15 protein-coding genes and 3 tRNA genes are annotated in these 16,609 nt (G+C 31.8%); 4 read left to right on the forward strand and 14 right to left on the reverse strand.

Going from position 1 to position 16,609, the window contains the following annotated elements; genetic code table 11:
* Positions 1 to 6: 6 nt before the first annotated feature.
* The 14 genes from aspS to C4Q29_RS00795 form a co-directional block, all read right to left on the reverse strand.
* On the reverse strand, positions 7 to 1,761 hold the full coding sequence (aspS, locus tag C4Q29_RS00730; protein WP_103980912.1) for an aspartate--tRNA ligase: 1,755 nt from the start codon (positions 1,759 to 1,761) through the stop codon (positions 7 to 9).
* 2 nt (positions 1,762 to 1,763) lie between these two features.
* Positions 1,764 to 2,399 carry an MBL fold metallo-hydrolase gene (locus C4Q29_RS00735; RefSeq protein ID WP_103980913.1) on the reverse strand — a complete coding sequence of 212 codons (636 nt, stop codon included), beginning with the start codon at positions 2,397 to 2,399 and terminating at the stop codon, positions 1,764 to 1,766.
* Positions 2,400 to 2,407: 8 nt separating this feature from the next.
* Positions 2,408 to 2,857 (reverse strand): D-aminoacyl-tRNA deacylase, encoded by a 450-nt coding sequence (dtd, locus tag C4Q29_RS00740; RefSeq protein WP_103980914.1) that lies wholly within the window; start codon positions 2,855 to 2,857, stop codon positions 2,408 to 2,410.
* Positions 2,858 to 2,859: 2 nt separating this feature from the next.
* A complete protein-coding gene (locus tag C4Q29_RS00745) occupies positions 2,860 to 5,004 on the reverse strand; it encodes a RelA/SpoT family protein (RefSeq protein ID WP_103980915.1) in 2,145 nt (714 codons plus the stop codon).
* 1 nt (position 5,005) lies between these two features.
* A complete protein-coding gene (gene recJ / locus C4Q29_RS00750; protein WP_103980916.1) occupies positions 5,006 to 6,757 on the reverse strand; it encodes a single-stranded-DNA-specific exonuclease RecJ in 1,752 nt (583 codons plus the stop codon).
* 55 nt (positions 6,758 to 6,812) lie between these two features.
* Positions 6,813 to 7,409, reverse strand: a complete 597-nt coding sequence (gene yajC / locus C4Q29_RS00755) for a preprotein translocase subunit YajC (protein WP_103980917.1) — start codon at positions 7,407 to 7,409, stop codon at positions 6,813 to 6,815.
* 2 nt (positions 7,410 to 7,411) lie between these two features.
* Positions 7,412 to 8,542: a tRNA guanosine(34) transglycosylase Tgt gene (tgt, locus tag C4Q29_RS00760; protein ID WP_103980918.1), complete on the reverse strand. Its 1,131-nt coding sequence runs from the start codon at positions 8,540 to 8,542 to the stop codon at positions 7,412 to 7,414.
* Between the two features lie 7 nt (positions 8,543 to 8,549).
* On the reverse strand, positions 8,550 to 9,572 hold the full coding sequence (queA, locus tag C4Q29_RS00765; protein WP_103980919.1) for a tRNA preQ1(34) S-adenosylmethionine ribosyltransferase-isomerase QueA: 1,023 nt from the start codon (positions 9,570 to 9,572) through the stop codon (positions 8,550 to 8,552).
* Positions 9,572 to 10,579 (reverse strand): Holliday junction branch migration DNA helicase RuvB, encoded by a 1,008-nt coding sequence (gene ruvB, locus C4Q29_RS00770; protein WP_200813094.1) that lies wholly within the window; start codon positions 10,577 to 10,579, stop codon positions 9,572 to 9,574. Before ruvB ends, queA begins: the two co-directional genes overlap by 1 nt.
* Positions 10,579 to 11,178, reverse strand: coding sequence for a Holliday junction branch migration protein RuvA (gene ruvA / locus C4Q29_RS00775; RefSeq protein WP_103980921.1), 600 nt, complete (start codon positions 11,176 to 11,178; stop codon positions 10,579 to 10,581). The genes ruvB and ruvA overlap by 1 nt, the downstream gene beginning before the upstream one ends.
* A gap of 2 nt (positions 11,179 to 11,180) precedes the next feature.
* Positions 11,181 to 11,675, reverse strand: a complete 495-nt coding sequence (gene ruvC / locus C4Q29_RS00780) for a crossover junction endodeoxyribonuclease RuvC (RefSeq protein WP_103980922.1) — start codon at positions 11,673 to 11,675, stop codon at positions 11,181 to 11,183.
* Positions 11,672 to 12,394 (reverse strand): hypothetical protein, encoded by a 723-nt coding sequence (locus C4Q29_RS00785; protein ID WP_103980923.1) that lies wholly within the window; start codon positions 12,392 to 12,394, stop codon positions 11,672 to 11,674. The genes ruvC and C4Q29_RS00785 overlap by 4 nt, the downstream gene beginning before the upstream one ends.
* Positions 12,395 to 12,639: 245 nt before the next feature.
* Positions 12,640 to 13,572, reverse strand: a complete 933-nt coding sequence (locus C4Q29_RS00790; protein WP_103980924.1) for an L-lactate dehydrogenase — start codon at positions 13,570 to 13,572, stop codon at positions 12,640 to 12,642.
* 87 nt (positions 13,573 to 13,659) lie between these two features.
* Positions 13,660 to 14,802 (reverse strand): acyl-CoA dehydrogenase family protein, encoded by a 1,143-nt coding sequence (locus tag C4Q29_RS00795; protein ID WP_103980925.1) that lies wholly within the window; start codon positions 14,800 to 14,802, stop codon positions 13,660 to 13,662.
* 126 nt (positions 14,803 to 14,928) lie between these two features.
* Between C4Q29_RS00795 and C4Q29_RS00800 the strand changes: the two genes are divergently transcribed.
* From C4Q29_RS00800 to C4Q29_RS00815, 4 genes are all read left to right on the forward strand, one after another.
* Positions 14,929 to 15,005 (forward strand) — tRNA-Met (locus C4Q29_RS00800).
* 4 nt (positions 15,006 to 15,009) lie between these two features.
* Positions 15,010 to 15,084 (forward strand) — tRNA-Gly (locus C4Q29_RS00805).
* Between the two features lie 246 nt (positions 15,085 to 15,330).
* A tRNA-Arg gene (locus C4Q29_RS00810) sits at positions 15,331 to 15,407 on the forward strand.
* A 111-nt stretch (positions 15,408 to 15,518) separates the two neighbouring features.
* Positions 15,519 to 16,517, forward strand: coding sequence for an alpha/beta fold hydrolase (locus C4Q29_RS00815; protein ID WP_234994000.1), 999 nt, complete (start codon positions 15,519 to 15,521; stop codon positions 16,515 to 16,517).
* The last annotated feature ends 92 nt before the right edge of the window (positions 16,518 to 16,609 follow it).

Here is a 16,609-nt window from a genome sequence, read left to right on the forward strand (position 1 = left end):
TATTTTTTAATCTCTAAATTCTAATCCTAATTCTTCTAGTTGAGCTTCTTCCACCTTGGTTGGAGCTTGAGACATCAAGTCTGTAGCTGATTGTGTTTTAGGGAAGGCTATAACATCTTTAATATTTGTCTTATTTAATAGGGTCATTACAAACCTATCAAGACCAAAGGCTAAACCACCATGTGGAGGTGTACCATATTTTAGAGCTTCTACAAAGAATCCAAATTTTCTTTCTATGTCTTCTTCACTTAATTTCAAAGCCTTAAATAGTCTTTGTTGAAGGTCTGAATTGTTGATCCTTATTGATCCTCCACCCATCTCATCACCATTGATAACTATATCGTAAGCTTTTGCCCTTACTTTTTCAGGCTCACTTTCCAATAGCTCAATATCTTCATCTACAGGATGTGTGAATGGATGGTGTTTTGCAACATACCTATCTTCTTCTTCGTTGTATTCAAACATTGGGAATTCATTTATCCACGTGATAGCATATTCGTCATCTTTGAATTCAACATGGTCATTTGCTACCATTACTCTTAAGCTACCCATATAGTCAAGAGCCTTGTCTTCTTTATCGATTATTACTAAGGCAAGGTCATTTTCTTCCAATTTCAATCTTTCAATTAATTTTTCATTGAAATCTGGATTTAAGAATTTATTAATTGAAGATTTTATTTCACCATCTTCATACCTAAACCATAATAGTCCTGAAGCTCCGATTCCCTTAACTTCCTTAGTTAATTTATCAATTTGTTTTCTTGAATATTCACTACTTAAACCATTGAAGTTGATAGCTTTAATCTTTTTACCTTCAGCAACAGCATCATTGAATAGATTAAATTCAATTGCTGCTTCTAAGTCTGAAATATCTTGGATTTCAAATCCATATCTTAAATCAGGTTTGTCAGAACCAAATCTTTCCATAGCTTCCTTGTAGGTTAATCTTGGGAATGGTAATTGAAGGTCAATGTTTTTTACTTTTTTGAATATATATTGGATAAGTTTTTCATTGATTTCTATTACATCTTCTTCGTCTACAAAGGACATTTCTAAGTCAACTTGGGTAAATTCTGGTTGTCTATTTGCTCTTAAATCTTCATCTCTAAAGCATTTAGCAACTTGGTAATACCTATCAAGACCACCAATCATTAACAATTGCTTGTATAATTGTGGTGACTGAGGTAAGGCGTAAAATGATCCAGGGTGTACTCTTGAAGGTACTACGTAGTCCCTAGCTCCTTCAGGTGTTGGCTTCATTAAAAATGGAGTTTCAACTTCAACAAAGTCATTTTCATATAAGAAATCTCTAAAGGCCTTAACAATTTCAGCCCTCATTTTTAAGGTTTCTTGCATAGAATGTTTTCTTAAGTCTAAATACCTATATTTTAATCTTAAATCTTCTGATGCATTGTCCCCATCTTTTATATAAATTGGTGGAGTTTGAGCCTTATCGTAAACTTTTAATTCACTTACTATAACTTCTATGTCACCTGTTGGGATATCTGGATTTTTAGATTCTCTTTCTGAAACTTTACCAGTGATTCCTATAACATATTCTGATTTTAATTCTTTAGACCTTAAATATAAGTCTTCATTGTCATCTTTTTTAAAAACTAATTGGCTAATTCCTGTTTTATCTCTTAAGTCTACAAATAAAAGTGGTCCTAAGTCTCTAGTTTTTTGCACCCAACCTTTTAAGGTTACTTCTTCATTTAAATTGTCCAAATTTAATTGTCCACAATAGTTTGTTCTTTTCATTTTTACTCCTCTAATGGTACATATGGATTGTTTATTTTTTCTTCTTTTACCTGGGAATTGTTACCATGTCCTGGTAAAATAATAGCTTGGTCATCACAATTTTTATAAAATATATTTCTAATAGAATTTATCAAATCTTTAGGATTTGAACCTGGTAAATCAGTCCTACCAACTGAATGTTGAAAAACTAAATCACCAGAAAATACGAGTTCATTTCCAAGTTTATAAATTAGATGGTCATAAGAATGGCCAGGTGTATGGTAGTATTCAAATATTTCAAACTTACCATGATCACCTTTCAGATAAATGTCAGCATCTAAATTTAATTCATCTATATCAGAGTAAAGACCGCTTAAATTAAGCATGGGATTTGTTAAGTAATCTTTACACTTTTCATGAGCCACTATCTTAGCCTTATAATTTTTTCTCCAAAAGTCGGCTGAAATTATATGGTCCCAGTGTCCATGTGTAAGTAATAAGTAATTTACCTTAAGACCTAATTTTTCAATTGTATCAATAAATAATTTACTTTCGCTAGATGCATCTATTATCCAAGCATTTTTACTTTCTTCATCATAGATTAGATATGAATTTGTATTCATTGGATTGTTGCCATCTTTTAACAACTTCAATTTCATTTTAACTCCTAGTATTCTTTCTTTGAGTCTAATTGTATGGTTACAGGCCCATCATTAATCAATGATATTTGCATGTCAGCAGCAAACTTACCAGTTTGTACTTTTGGAAATTCATTTTTTAATCTTTCCACAAATTCTAAGTATAAGTCATTGGCCTTTTCTCCATTTGCTGATTGGGTAAAGGATGGCCTAAAGCCTTTTCTTACATCACCGTATAAGGTAAATTGTGAAACAAGCATTATTTCACCATCTATATCTTTGACAGATAAATTCATCTTATCGTCTTCATCTGAAAAAATACGTAAACCTGTAATTTTTCTGATTAGATAATCAATATCACTTGTGTCATCTTCGTTGGATACACCTAAAAATACAAGTAAGCCTTGGTTAATTTTTGAATATAATTCTCCATCTACAGATAAGTCAACTTTTTTTACTCTTTGTACTAATGCTCTCAAAACTACTCCCTAAATACGTTTAATGTACCGTCTATCTTCTTAACACTTCTAAAAATTGTTTCACTTTCATTGTTAGATTTAACCTTGATACTTAATTGGATAAGTATGGTTCCATCAGCATTGATTTTAGAACGAATGGATGTGATGTTGTATCCATTTTTTGATAGTTCTTTGGTCAAATCAGCTAGGTAACCTGGCCTATCTAAACTGATAATATTTATAACTATTGGGAATTCTGATTCTGTATTTATATTCCACTGAACCTTTATAAATCTATCTTTGTTGGTTAAGTTTCTTACATTTACACAATTTTTCCTATGAACTGTAATTCCTCTACCTGTTGTAATATAACCAATTACCGGATCACCTGGTACAGGTGAACAACATTTAGCAAATTTAATATCAAGATTGGTTAAATCGTCAATTATAATACCTTCACTTAAGTTTGAAGAAGTATTGCTATCAGTCTTATTTATAAGATTTGACTGGTCTTCTTTTTCTCCATATTTTTCATCATATTTTTTCTCTAAGATTCTTGCTATGGTTTCAACATTTGTAGAACCACTACCAATAGCTGCATAGATATTGTCCATTGATGAATTATTGTACTTGTCAAGTAGGTAGTCTAAAAATTCATTTGATAGGATAACCTTTAAGTCATACTCTTTTGCTTTAAGATTATTTTCTAATAATTCTTTACCATTTTCAATATTATTTTCTCTAGATTGCTTCTTAAAATATGCCTTTATCTTGTTTTTAGCATTTGAAGATACTACAAATTCTAACCAGTCTAGGTTTGGTCCGGATGAATTTTTTGAAGTAAGTATATTTACAATATCTCCTGTTTTTAACTTATAGTCTAAAGAAACTATCTTACCATTTACCTTGGCTCCAACAGTTGTATTCCCAACTTCTGAGTGAACCCTGTAGGCAAAGTCTATAGGTGTTGCACCTTTAGCTAGGTCAACCACATCTCCATTTGGTGTAAATACATAAACCTCATCATTAAATAGGTCTCCCTTAAAGGAATCCATAAATTCATAAGCTGAAGTGTCCTTACCCCATTCTATAAGTTGTCTAATCCAATTTAATCTATTGTCAAAGTTTGAAGCTTTCTTTTTACCTTCCTTATATTGCCAGTGGTTGGCAATACCAAACTCAGCGTTTTTGTGCATTTCTTCAGTTCTTATTTGAACTTCAAAAACCTGTCCCTTTTCACCTATAACTGTGGTATGAAGTGATTGGTAAAAGTTTGGCTTTGGCATGGCTATATAGTCCTTAAATCTGCCTGGTATTGGCTTCCAAAGATTGTGAACAATACCTAATACAGCATAACATTCAGATATTTCTTTTACTATAACCCTAACTGCAATCAAGTCAAATATATTATCTATACTTGTATCTTGTTTTTTCATCTTATTCCAAATACTATATATACCTTTTGGTCTACCAGTAATGGTAAAGTCTATATGTATCTTTTTCAATTCGTCAGATAAGATCTGAATAATTTTTTCAATTTGGTGTTCTCTTTCAGATCTCTTTGTATCTATCTGTTGGGCAACACTGTAGTAAGAAACGGGATCTATATATCTTAGACAAAGATCTTCTAATTCCCACTTAACTGAGTTAATACCTAGTCTATGAGCTATAGGTACATATATTTCAAGAGTTTCTTTGGCTGTAGAAATTTGCTTCTCCCTATTTTTGTACTCTAAGGTCCTCATATTGTGTAGGCGGTCAGCAAGTTTGATAATAATAACTCTTATATCATTTGCCATAGCTAAGACCATCTTACGGATACTTTCTATTTGAGCTTCTTCTTTTGACTTATATTGAAGATTTTTAAGCTTGGTAACTCCATCAACTAATTCTGTGATTTCCCTACCAAACTCATTTACCATTTCTTCTTTGCTATAATCAGTATCTTCTAAGACATCGTGCATTAATCCTGCACAAATTGTCTCATCATCCATTTCTAACTGGGCTAAAATCATAGCTACTGCAAGAGGATGGACTATATAAGCTTCACCAGAATTACGCACTTGTCCCTTGTGCTTTTCTTCCGCAAGTTTATAAGCCTTTGTTATTAAAGCCACATCAGCATTTTTATTATATTTTTTTACCGCTTCAATTAATTTGTCTAACATATTACCTCATTGTAACTATATTTAGCTGAATATTGGATTGTCCCATAAATTCATTTATAGTTATTTTATAGACTATGTCTACATTTTTGTTTTTTAATAATAGTAAGTCTTCTTTACTTGTAAAATTATATTTATCTTCGAATTTTTCATATAAGCTTTCTAAATTAAAGGCTATAGCTTCTAAACTATTATTTTTGTCTCTTAGAATTAATTTCAAAACATTTCTATTTTGTCCCAATATTTTAGCATCCATTACTTCTACATTTCTACTTGCAAATATTGGTTCAGCAAAGCCTAGACCAAAAGGTCTTAGCTGGTCTATTTCCTTTATCATATTTCTATTGATCATATTAAAAGTCAATAGATCATCAATATTTACTTCTTTTATGAAGTCTTCTTTCTTTAACTTAGACTTTTCATTTAATAATCTAGAAAACTTATCTAATTTTAACGGATCTATACTTAAACCACATGCCATAGCATGGCCACCAAAGGCTTCAAATATGTCCCTAATTTCATTTAACTCTTCAAACATATTATAGGATGGTATAGACCTTCCTGATCCTTTGATTATATCATCTTTGCTTGATGATGTTAATATTATTGTAGGTCTATTGTATCTATCTTTAATCCTACCTGCTACTAGGCCACAAATGCTCTCATGTATAGATTTTTCATATAATACAATTATATCATTATTATATAATTTTTCATCTTCAATTCTCTTGTTAGCAATATCTATAGCTTCATTTGTTAACTGTTTTCTTTCGTTGTTTAATTCAACTAAAGTTTTAGCATATTCTTTAACATTATTTATATCACTATCTATGAATAATTCTACACCGAGTCTTGCAGTGTAAAGTCTTCCAGAGGAATTTACACTTGGGCCTATCAAAAATCCAACTGTATATACACTTACGTCCTTGTCCCATTGTAATTCTTCTAATAAAGTTTTTACACCTAAATTTTCTCTTTTAGATAGAAGTTCTAGGCCATGTCTTACAAGTATCCTATTTTCGTCTACCAAGGGCATCATATCGCTGATAGTACCTAGGGCAGCAAATTGCGAAAGCTTGTAAATACAATTTCTATCTATGCCCAAACTATGACCATACATTTCAGTAAGTCCTAAAACAAACTTGAAGGCTACACTTGCACCACATATTTCTTTAAATCTAGATTCGTCATCTTGTAAGTGTGGATTTATAATTGCATCAGCTTCCACCAATAAGTCTTTTCCATCTTTTTTTGCAGGCTCATGGTGGTCAGTTACTATAACTGTCATACCAAGCTCTTTGGCAAACTTAACTGCTTCAAAGGCTGCTATACCATTGTCACAAGTAATAATCAATTCATATCCATCTTCTTTAGCTTTTTCAACTATAGAATTATTTAATCCATATCCATCCTCTATCCTGTCAGGAATAGCATAGTCAACATCTTGATAAAAAAGCTTTATAGCCTTGTAAAGAATAACTGTAGCGGCAACTCCGTCCTGGTCATAGTCACCAACAATCAGAATTTTTTTTCTTTGCCTTATGGACTCCATAAATATTTCTATGGCTTTTTTCATATTTTTTAGGTCAAAAGGACTATATAAGTCTTCAAGTGAATTTGAGAATATTGCTTTCTTTTCAGATTCACTTGTTAATTCTCTATTAGCTAAAATCCTCTTTTGTAGGTCCGTAAAATTATTGTCTGTAGCTATTTTTTTGTAAGTTTCATAATTATTTAATATAAACCATTTTTCCATTTATCTTCCTTATAAAAAAAATGAAAAGTAAAAACTTTTCATTTTTTATCCTATCTTATCTAGGGTCTATTAGGATTTCTCTCTTAGCAGTCAATAAGTCTTTACTAATAATACCTAGATCTTCTAATTGACCCATTATTTTTTCAGTTCTATCTTCAGGTAGTCTGAATTTTGAACTGATTGAATCAAAATCTGCTGCGTCTTCGACAACAACATATTCAAATATGTCAACTAATAAAATATCATAGTCTTCTGTAGTAGTATTTTTTGTTTTTAATTCATCTAATTTATTTATAAATCTTTCATCATTACCATAATCCAGATTTCCTACTGGAGTTTTTGCTAAATGTGGATTAGATGATGGATCAGATTCAATATAAGATAAGGCTTGTTTTAATAATTCTATTCTTGAAGAATCAGCTGATTCTATAACAAATGAATCATTTGCCAATTCTACAACTTCACCTTTAATTCCACCTCTTGTAACTACATGGTCACCTAATTTTAGATTTTCTAAAGTTTTTTGGAATTCTTGGCTTTGTTTCTTTTGTGGTCTGATTAACATAAAATAGAAAAATCCACCTACTAATGCAAACATTAATAATGGTGATAACAATTGTGCTGGTGATCCAGCTGCATTGGCTAGTAACATAATTAGTCCTCCTTACTATAACCGTATTTTACATAAAATTCGTGTTTAAATTCTAGGAACCTATCTTCCATGATTGATTCTCTAATTTTTTCCATCAAATGAGTTAAGAAGTATAGGTTGTGATAACTTAACAATCTCATACCTAAGACTTCATTAACATTTATTAAGTGCCTTACATAGGCCCTTGTATAGTTTTTACATGTGTAGCAGTCACATTCGTGGTCAACTGGTGTAAAATCTTCTTTATATTTAGCATTTCTTATATTTAGTTGACCTTCTGATGTCATAGCTGCACCATTTCTAGCTATTCTAGTAGGTAGTACACAGTCAGCCATGTCAATACCGGCTTCTACTGATTCAAATAAGTAGTCAGGTGTACCAACACCCATGTTGTATCTAGGTTTATGCTCTGGTAACTGTGGTGTTGTATGTCTTAACAATTCAATCATTTCTTCTCTTGTTTCACCAACACTTAAACCACCTATGGCATAACCATCAATATCCTTGTCCCTCTTAAGGGTTTCTTGAACTGATTTTGTCCTTAGATCTTTAAATAGTCCTCCTTGGATAATAGCAAATAAGGCTTGGTTTTCATTTGTATGAGCCTTTATACACCTATCCAACCATCTTAAAGTCATTTCTAAAGATTCAGCCACATATTCTTTAGTAGCTTCAGGATAGACACATTCGTCAAAAGCCATCATTATATCAGCACCTAGATTTTGTTGAATTTTCATTGAAATCTCTGGTGATATAAATTGATAAGAACCGTCATAATGTGATTTGAAGGTCACCCCTTCTTCTTCGATTTTATTTATATGTCCTAAAGAAAAGACTTGGAATCCACCACTGTCAGTAAGTATTGGTCTATCCCAATTCATGAACTTGTGTAGGCCACCTGCCTTTGCAACTAGTTCGTCACCAGGTCTTAAAAATAAGTGGTAGGTGTTTCCTAAAATAATTTCAGCACCTAATTCTTTAAGTTCTTCTACTGTCATTGTTTTTACAGTAGCCCTTGTACCAACAGGCATAAATATAGGTGTATTGATTTCACCATGTGGAGTTGTAATTTTACCAACTCTTGCATTGGACTTATTATCTTTTTTTATTAATTCAAATTCTAAAGCTCCCATATTACTCCTAATTTATAAACATCGCATCACCAAAACTAAAGAACCTATAATGGTTTTCTTTGGCAACTTCATATGCATTTAGTATTTTTTCTCTATCATATAAGGCACTTATTAGCATGATCAAGGTTGATTTTGGTAGGTGGAAATTGGTTATTAAAGAATCAACTACTTCAAACTTAAAACCTGGATATATGAATATTTCAGTAAAACCAGAATCTGCTTCTAGGTGTCCTAGTTTTTTAGCTATACTTTCTAAGGTTCTTATAGAAGTTGTACCTACTGCTATAACCTTATGACCTGATCTTTTAGCTTGATTTATAATATCTGCGTTTTCTTTATTTAAGATATAGTATTCACTATGCATTTTGTGGTCTTCAATCTTATCATCGCTAACCGGTTTGAAAGTACCTAAGCCAACATGCAAGGTAACATGGGCTACTTTCACACCTTTTTCTTTGATCTTTTCTAACAACTCTTCAGTAAAATGTAGACCTGCTGTTGGAGCAGCTACTGAACCATCATATTTAGCATAAACTGTTTGATATTTGGAACTATCTTCTAGCCTTTCTGTAATATATGGAGGAAGAGGCATTTTCCCTACTTCTTCTAAGATTTCATTGAAGATTCCCTCATACTCCATGTCAAATATCCTATGGCCTTCTTCAGTTATATCAACAACTGTACCAGATAATTTATCTGAAAAGATAACTTTTGTACCAAGTTTCATTTTCCTACCTGGTTTAACAAGGCATTCCCACTTTTTACCTTCAGTATTATTTAATAAAAATACTTCTAGTTCTTCTTCCCTATCTGGTCTATGGCCAAATAAACGAGCTGGTATAACCTTGGAGTCGTTAACTACTAAAACATCTCCTGGATTTAAATAGTCTATTATATTGTAAAATTTCTTGTGTTCTATGGTATTATCTTTTCTATTTAATACCATTAGCTTGGATTCGGATCTTTTATCTTCAGGATGCTGAGCGATAAAAGATTCATCTAATTCAAAATCAAAATCTTTTGTATTCATTAATTATCCTTTTTATAGTCTAGACCATAATGGTCATAGGCTTTTTTGCTTAAAACTCTTCCTCTCGGAGTCCTATTTAAAAATCCTATTTGTAATAAATAAGGCTCATAAACTTCTTCTATGGTAATTGATTCATTACCAGTGGCGGCTGCTATTGTATCTAATCCTACTGGACCACCGGAAAAGTTTTCTGCAATTATTTGTACTATTTTCTTATCTAATTGGTCTAAACCTTTGTCATCTACATCTAAAAATTCTAAAGCATCTTTAGCTAAGTTTATATCTATATTTCCATCACCTTTGATTTGAGCATAATCCCTTACTCTTTTTAATAGTCTATTTGCTATACGAGGTGTTCCCCTAGACCTTCTTCCTATTTCAAGTGCTGCTTCTGGATCAATTGCTACCTCTAAAATATCTGCTGATCTGGTAACAATGTGGGATAAATCTTCTTCCCCATATAGGTCTAATTCTAACAAGACTCCAAACCTATCCCTTAAAGGTGAAGATAGCATACCTGCTTTTGTAGTTGCACCTATCAGAGTGAAGCGTTCTAAATCAATCCTCAAACTTTGTGCTGCAGGTCCCTTTCCTACAATAATATCTAGAGCAAAGTCTTCCATTGCAGAATATAAAACTTCTTCAACAGACTTATTCAACCTGTGAATTTCATCTATGAATAAAACATCATTAGCCTCTAAATTTGTCAAAATAGATGCTAGGTCTCCAGCTCTAGTAATGGCAGGACCCGATGTAATTTTTATATTTACACCTAATTCATTTGCAATGATATGGGATAAGGTAGTTTTACCTAGGCCCGGAGGTCCCTGTAAAAGCACGTGGTCTAAGGAATCGTTCCTTTGCTTGGCTGCTTTTGTAAAAATTTTCAGTTTTTCTTTTACTTTTTCTTGTCCAATATATTCATTTAACCACCTAGGTCTTAGGCTGTATTCATTTTTTTCTTCTTCAGAAATTATATTGGAACCAACTATCCTATTTTCTGACATTATGATAACCTCTTAAGTGCAGTTTTAACTATAGTTGACAAGTCCATACCTTCTAAATCTATGCCTTTAAGGGCCTGTTCAGCATCTTGTTTGCTATAACCAAGTCCGATAAGTCCCTCAATAGCGACATCATAATCTTCGTTTTTGCCAAATGTACTTTCCCTAGTATCTGCTTCTGGATTCATGGCAAGTACTTTTTCTGCATCAATCTTATCAGTTAATTCTAATATCAGACGAGAAGCAGTTTTTTTACCTACTCCAGGAGCCTTAGTAATGGTATTTATATCATTTGATATAATTGCAACTTGTAATTCATGGACTGACATGGATGACAAGATAGCAAGGGCAGCTTTAGGTCCTATACCTGAAACTGTATTTAAACTTAAAAACATTTCTAAATCATCAATGGATATGAAACCATACAAAGTAACAGAATCTTCTCTCACAATAAATTCTGTATATATTGTATGCATCTCATTTTTGATCAATGTAGAAATGTCTTTTGCTGGCATATAAATCTTATAGCCTATATTATTATTCTCTAAAACTATGTAGTCTTCTTTTAAGTCTTTTACTTGTCCAATAATATATGAAAACATCTTTACTCCATCTTATATAAATCTCTAAACTTACCTGAAAAGCTATGGCAAATAGCTATAGCCAATGCATCAGCTGCGTCATCAGGTTTAGGAATTGTAGTAAGATTTAATAATCTCTTTACGCCTTCTTGAACTTGGTTTTTTGAGGCTCTACCATATCCTGTAATGGCAGTTTTGACTTGTAAAGGTGTATATTCAAAAATATCTAAATTGTTAACTTGAGCCGCTAGGACTTCAACTCCCCTAGCTTGACTAACGTCTATAACTGTCTTGGAGTTTTTCTGATGGAATAGTTTCTCATAGGCTACTTCATCTGGTTTAAACTCTTTAATTATGCCGTTAAGCTCATTAAATATAATTTCAAGTCTTAATGGAGTACTGGTATTTGCATCTGTTTGTATACTTCCATATTCTAATAGATTAATCTTACTTCCTATCTTTTCTATTATACCATATCCTACAATAGCAATTCCAGGGTCTATACCTAAAATTATCATTTATACCTGCTTAGAACTGTATCGTTTAAGGCATACCAGAATTGGTTGAAGTAAGCAATCTTTAATTGTCTATTTATGTAAAATTTCGACTTAGAATATAAGTGTTTTATTTCATTTATAGTTAGGTTATCACCTTCTAATGTTAAAATATCAGTATTTGGATAACCTAGAACAACTTGTTTATCCATATGGAAGTTGACTCTAAAGAATTTATGTTTAATATTTTTATCTAAGAAGTAGTTGCAATGATATTCATTTTCCAACTCAATCTTGTTTTTTCTTAACTCTTCTTCAATTTTTGTTTTGAAAGCTAAGACCTCAGAGTTGTCAGTATCATGGAATAAACATTTCATTTTAGTTAATTTGCTTGGAGTGTATCTTCTCAAAGCTATTCTTTCCAATTGATCTACTAATTGGGTTGAATAATACGCATTTCTATAAGCTTTTATAGTAAATGCCAACTCCATTCTACTTAAATCATCAGCTACTAATTTATTGATAGCATCAACAATAGTCTTCTTATCTTTCCTACCTCTTATAGATCTTCTCAATCCAGTAAGTAAAGCTTTTGTCACAGTGTATTTAGGAACTAAGCTGTCACCCAAATTGTTATTTTCAAGCCAAGATAGTAGCAAGAAAATAGAGTCAGGATCGTCATTATATAAGAATTGATATTCTAAACTTTTTTCAAAGTCGATATTTTTTTCTAATCCTTGCATACCATCTCCTTTCTGAATTTACTTTACAAAGTATACTACAAAATAGTTACAATATCTATACAAAACAAATGTTCTTTATGAGTATATTTTTTCATATTTTTTTTAAAAGCTTATAAATAACACTGTTAAAGTTGATATTTTATTTTCACAAAAAATTAAATTTTTTATTTTGAAAAATCCTATAATTAAAAATTTTTAATAAATAAAAAACTCTACTTTTTTTTCAGTAGAGTTTTCTATTTTTACTATTTTAATGATTTTTTAGTTATCTCTTTTATTGTTTTTACAGATTCATCCATTCTTTCTTGTTCAGTATCTGTTAAAGGTATTTCTAATACTTTTCTTATACCATTTGAGTTGATAATTGCAGGAACTCCGATGTAAATATCGTCATGTCCAAATTCCCCTCTTAGGTAAGCTGAAACTGAATATATAGAGTTTTCATCATTTAGAATAGCTTGAGTTATTTTAGCCATAGCTGCTGCTATTCCGTAGAATGTTGCTCCCTTTCTATCAATTATTTTATAAGCAGCATCTCTTACATTTTCAAAAGTATTTAGTAAGTCATGTTCATTGATATAGTTTAATCTTACATATTCATCTATAGGAACGCCACCAATGTTAGCATGTGACCATAGTGGGAATTCACTATCACCATGTTCACCTAAGATATAAGCTTGAACTGATCTTGGGTCTACATTTGCAACTTCAGCAATTTCTTTTCTGAATCTTGAAGAGTCTAGAGCAGTACCAGTACCGATTACTCTATTTGCATTAAATCCTGAAAACTTCCATGTAGCATAGGTCATAATATCAACTGGATTTGAAGCTATTAAAAATATTCCGTTAAATCCTGTGCTTACAACTCTTTCAACTATATCTTTAATAATTTTTACATTTTTATCTACTAGTTGTAATCTAGTTTCACCTTCTTTTTGAGGTAAACCTGCTGTGATTGCAACAATTGTAGCATCTTTACAATCTTCATAGTTTGCTGCATATATTGACTTTGGTGCAGTAAATGATAAAGCGTCTGATAGGTCCATCGCGTCACCTTCAGCCTTATTAAAGTTTACATCTATGATACCTAATTCTCTACCTATTCCCATTAAGGTTAAGGCAAAAGCATATGATGATCCTACTGCACCATCACCTATTAAAATAATTTTATCTTTCATTGGAGCCCCCTTTTTGTTAATGATTTAACTCAATTATAAATCTTACTAGATACTTTTACTGTGATTAACGTCACTTACCATCATTATTTATTTTTCTATTGGCCCGAATATTGTATTAGCCCAAGAATTTTTTAGAGATTCCATATCAGATGGTTGGAATAGTCCTGCTAAGACATCCCTATATAGTCTTGATAATTCTTTGTTGTTGCTGTATGAAGATCCACCTGAAGCCCTTACCATTTCTTCAACAACCTTATAGGATGTTTCTGTTGCATAGTTTTTTATAGCTGATAGGCTTGGCAACAACCATTTTCCATAATCTACATCATTTGTAAAGTCATCTGCTATCCTATCGATTTGTGGTTGGATAGTATTTAACATTAAGGCAGCCTTAGCAACTCTTTCTCTTATAAGAGGGTCATTGCTATAGGTCGTATTATTGGCAATTGATTTTCTCTTCTTTACAGTTTCAATTCCTACTTCTAGGGCTCTCTTACCAATACCATGGTATGTAGCAGCAAGTAATATTTCAAAATTAGCAAAAATACCTAATAATACTGGGTCACTTACTTCCATAGGATTAATGATTGTTAAGATTTCATCATTACTTGCTTTTAAATCTTTTAATTCTAAATTGTAAGATTGGGTTGCTCTCATACCTAGTGTATCCCAATTTCTATCGATAATAACTGTGTCTTCATTATTATCTACATAGGCAAAAACTGATTTTGGATTTTCTTCATCTGCTGAATCATTTCCATATATGACAAATTTATCGGCTTCGCCTGACATTGATATAAATACTTTAGGACCGTTAAATATATATGAACCATCTTCTTGTTTAGCAGCGTCAGTTATAGATCCAAACAAGACTCTGTCATTTGCTGGTTCTGAAATACCGAATGATAATAGTTTGCCTGCAGCTGCATCTTTTAAGATTTGAACACCCTTATCATTTCCTTTTCTAACCATATAGTTAGCAAGTCCAACTATTATTTGGTGCATGTTGATACCTAAGGCGGTACCTGGTGCATACATAGCCAATCTGGTTTGTTCATGGGCTATTTCTTTAAGTGAAAGTCCTGCTCCACCATATTCTTTTGGAACTTGGGCTGATAAATAACCCGCTTTTTTCAAATCTTCATAATCTTCATATGAAAAAGTATTTTCTTTGTCATATTTTGGTGCACGTTCTCTAAATTTTAATAGTAATTCTTCTTTTAAAAACATTCCTGCCTCCTTTTTTATAATTATAACATTTAAGTTTGAATACTAAAAAATACTTATAAAGATTTTATTTAAATATGATTTGACATTTTATTTTTAAAGTGCTAATATAAGAATGTTGCTAATTACGGCGGTATAGCTCAGCTGGCTAGAGCACACGGTTCATACCCGTGGTGTCGGCAGTTCAAGTCTGTCTACCGCTACCAATATGCGGATGTGGCTCAGTGGTAGAGCATCGCCTTGCCAAGGCGAGGGTCGGGAGTTCGAATCTCCTCATCCGCTCCACAAAGAAGCATCAATGCAGATTGATGCTTTTATTTTATTTATTGGTGTCATTATCTCAGCTGGATTGCTAACTAATTTAATATTACATGTGTCATTAGCTCAGCTGGATTGCAGTAGTTTGTGCCCAAATCATAGATTTGGACAAACCTTGCATTTGACCTACTATAGTTCACTTCGTTCACTAAGTTAGGTCATAAAGAGCGTCACAAAAATGTATTTGTATTTTTAATTAATTTAATATTATATGTGTCATTAGCTCAGCTGGATAGAGCGTCTGGCTACGGACCAGAAGGTCGAGGGTTCGAATCCTTTATGCCACACCATGAAAGATGACTTTGAGTCATCTTTTTTTTATTTTAGATAATCTATGCTTATTTATCCTTTTTACGGGTATTTCTATAACATAATGAATTAAAATTTTTAAGGAGTTTCTTGTGTACATATTATATATTATTTTATTAATTTTGCTTATTCCACAGATTTATTATTGTATTAAGGAAAGACAATACAAGTCATTAAACATGGCTAGTAAGTTTTACAAGCATTCAACAGTTTATAGTGAAAAAAATTATGAAGAAATATATTTAACCAATACAGATGGTTTTGATCTTTTTGTAAGGATATTTACTTGTGATAATCCTAAAGGGGTTGTACAGATAGTGCATGGTGTAGCAGAACATTCGGGAAATTATATGGACTTTGCTAAATTCCTAAACGATAATGGTTATATTGTTATAATGGATGATCACAGAGGTCATGGTAGGTCTCTATCTAACTCCTACCCCAACGGATACATGGCTCGTGGCCAAGAACTGATTGATGATGAAGTGATGGTAGCTAAGTACATGAAAGAAAAATATCCAGACTTAAAATATTACATGATAGGTCACTCCATGGGTTCTATGATAGCAAGATTATTTTTAAGAGAAAATGATAGACTACTGGATAAATTGATTATAATGGGCACTGTACCTGTTAATAAAGCTGCTTGGATAGGTGTATTTTTAGAAAATATTGCTTGCTTTTATTTAGGCGATAAAACTAAGAGTAGGTTAATTAATAAAATTATAGGAGCTGAAGATGATGATTTTATAAGTTACAGCTCAGAAAATATTAATAAGAAAACTAAGGATCCACTTAGAATTTCTAAGTTTAAAATTGCTTATTCAAGATCTTTGATTGAATTAAATAAAATGCTTGGTAAAAAATCTGACTATAAGACTAAAAATCCAGATCTTGTAATATATAACATGGTTGGAGAAGATGATATAATCACCAAGGGTAAAAAAGGTGTAAAATCCAGTTTAGACTTTTTAAGTGATCTTGGATACAAGAATGTATACTCAAAAACTTATCCGAACATGAAGCATGAAATCTTAAATGAAAAGGATAAGGATGTGGTTTATAGAGATATATTGGAGTTTTTTGGATAGACATATTAAAGCTTATTCTATTAATTTTTAATTATTAATATTTATAGCATATACAAGATATTTACTAATGTTTTATAATAAAATTAAAACGT

This window comes from Helcococcus massiliensis (genome assembly GCF_900258485.1).
Classification (GTDB): domain Bacteria; phylum Bacillota; class Clostridia; order Tissierellales; family Peptoniphilaceae; genus Helcococcus; species Helcococcus massiliensis.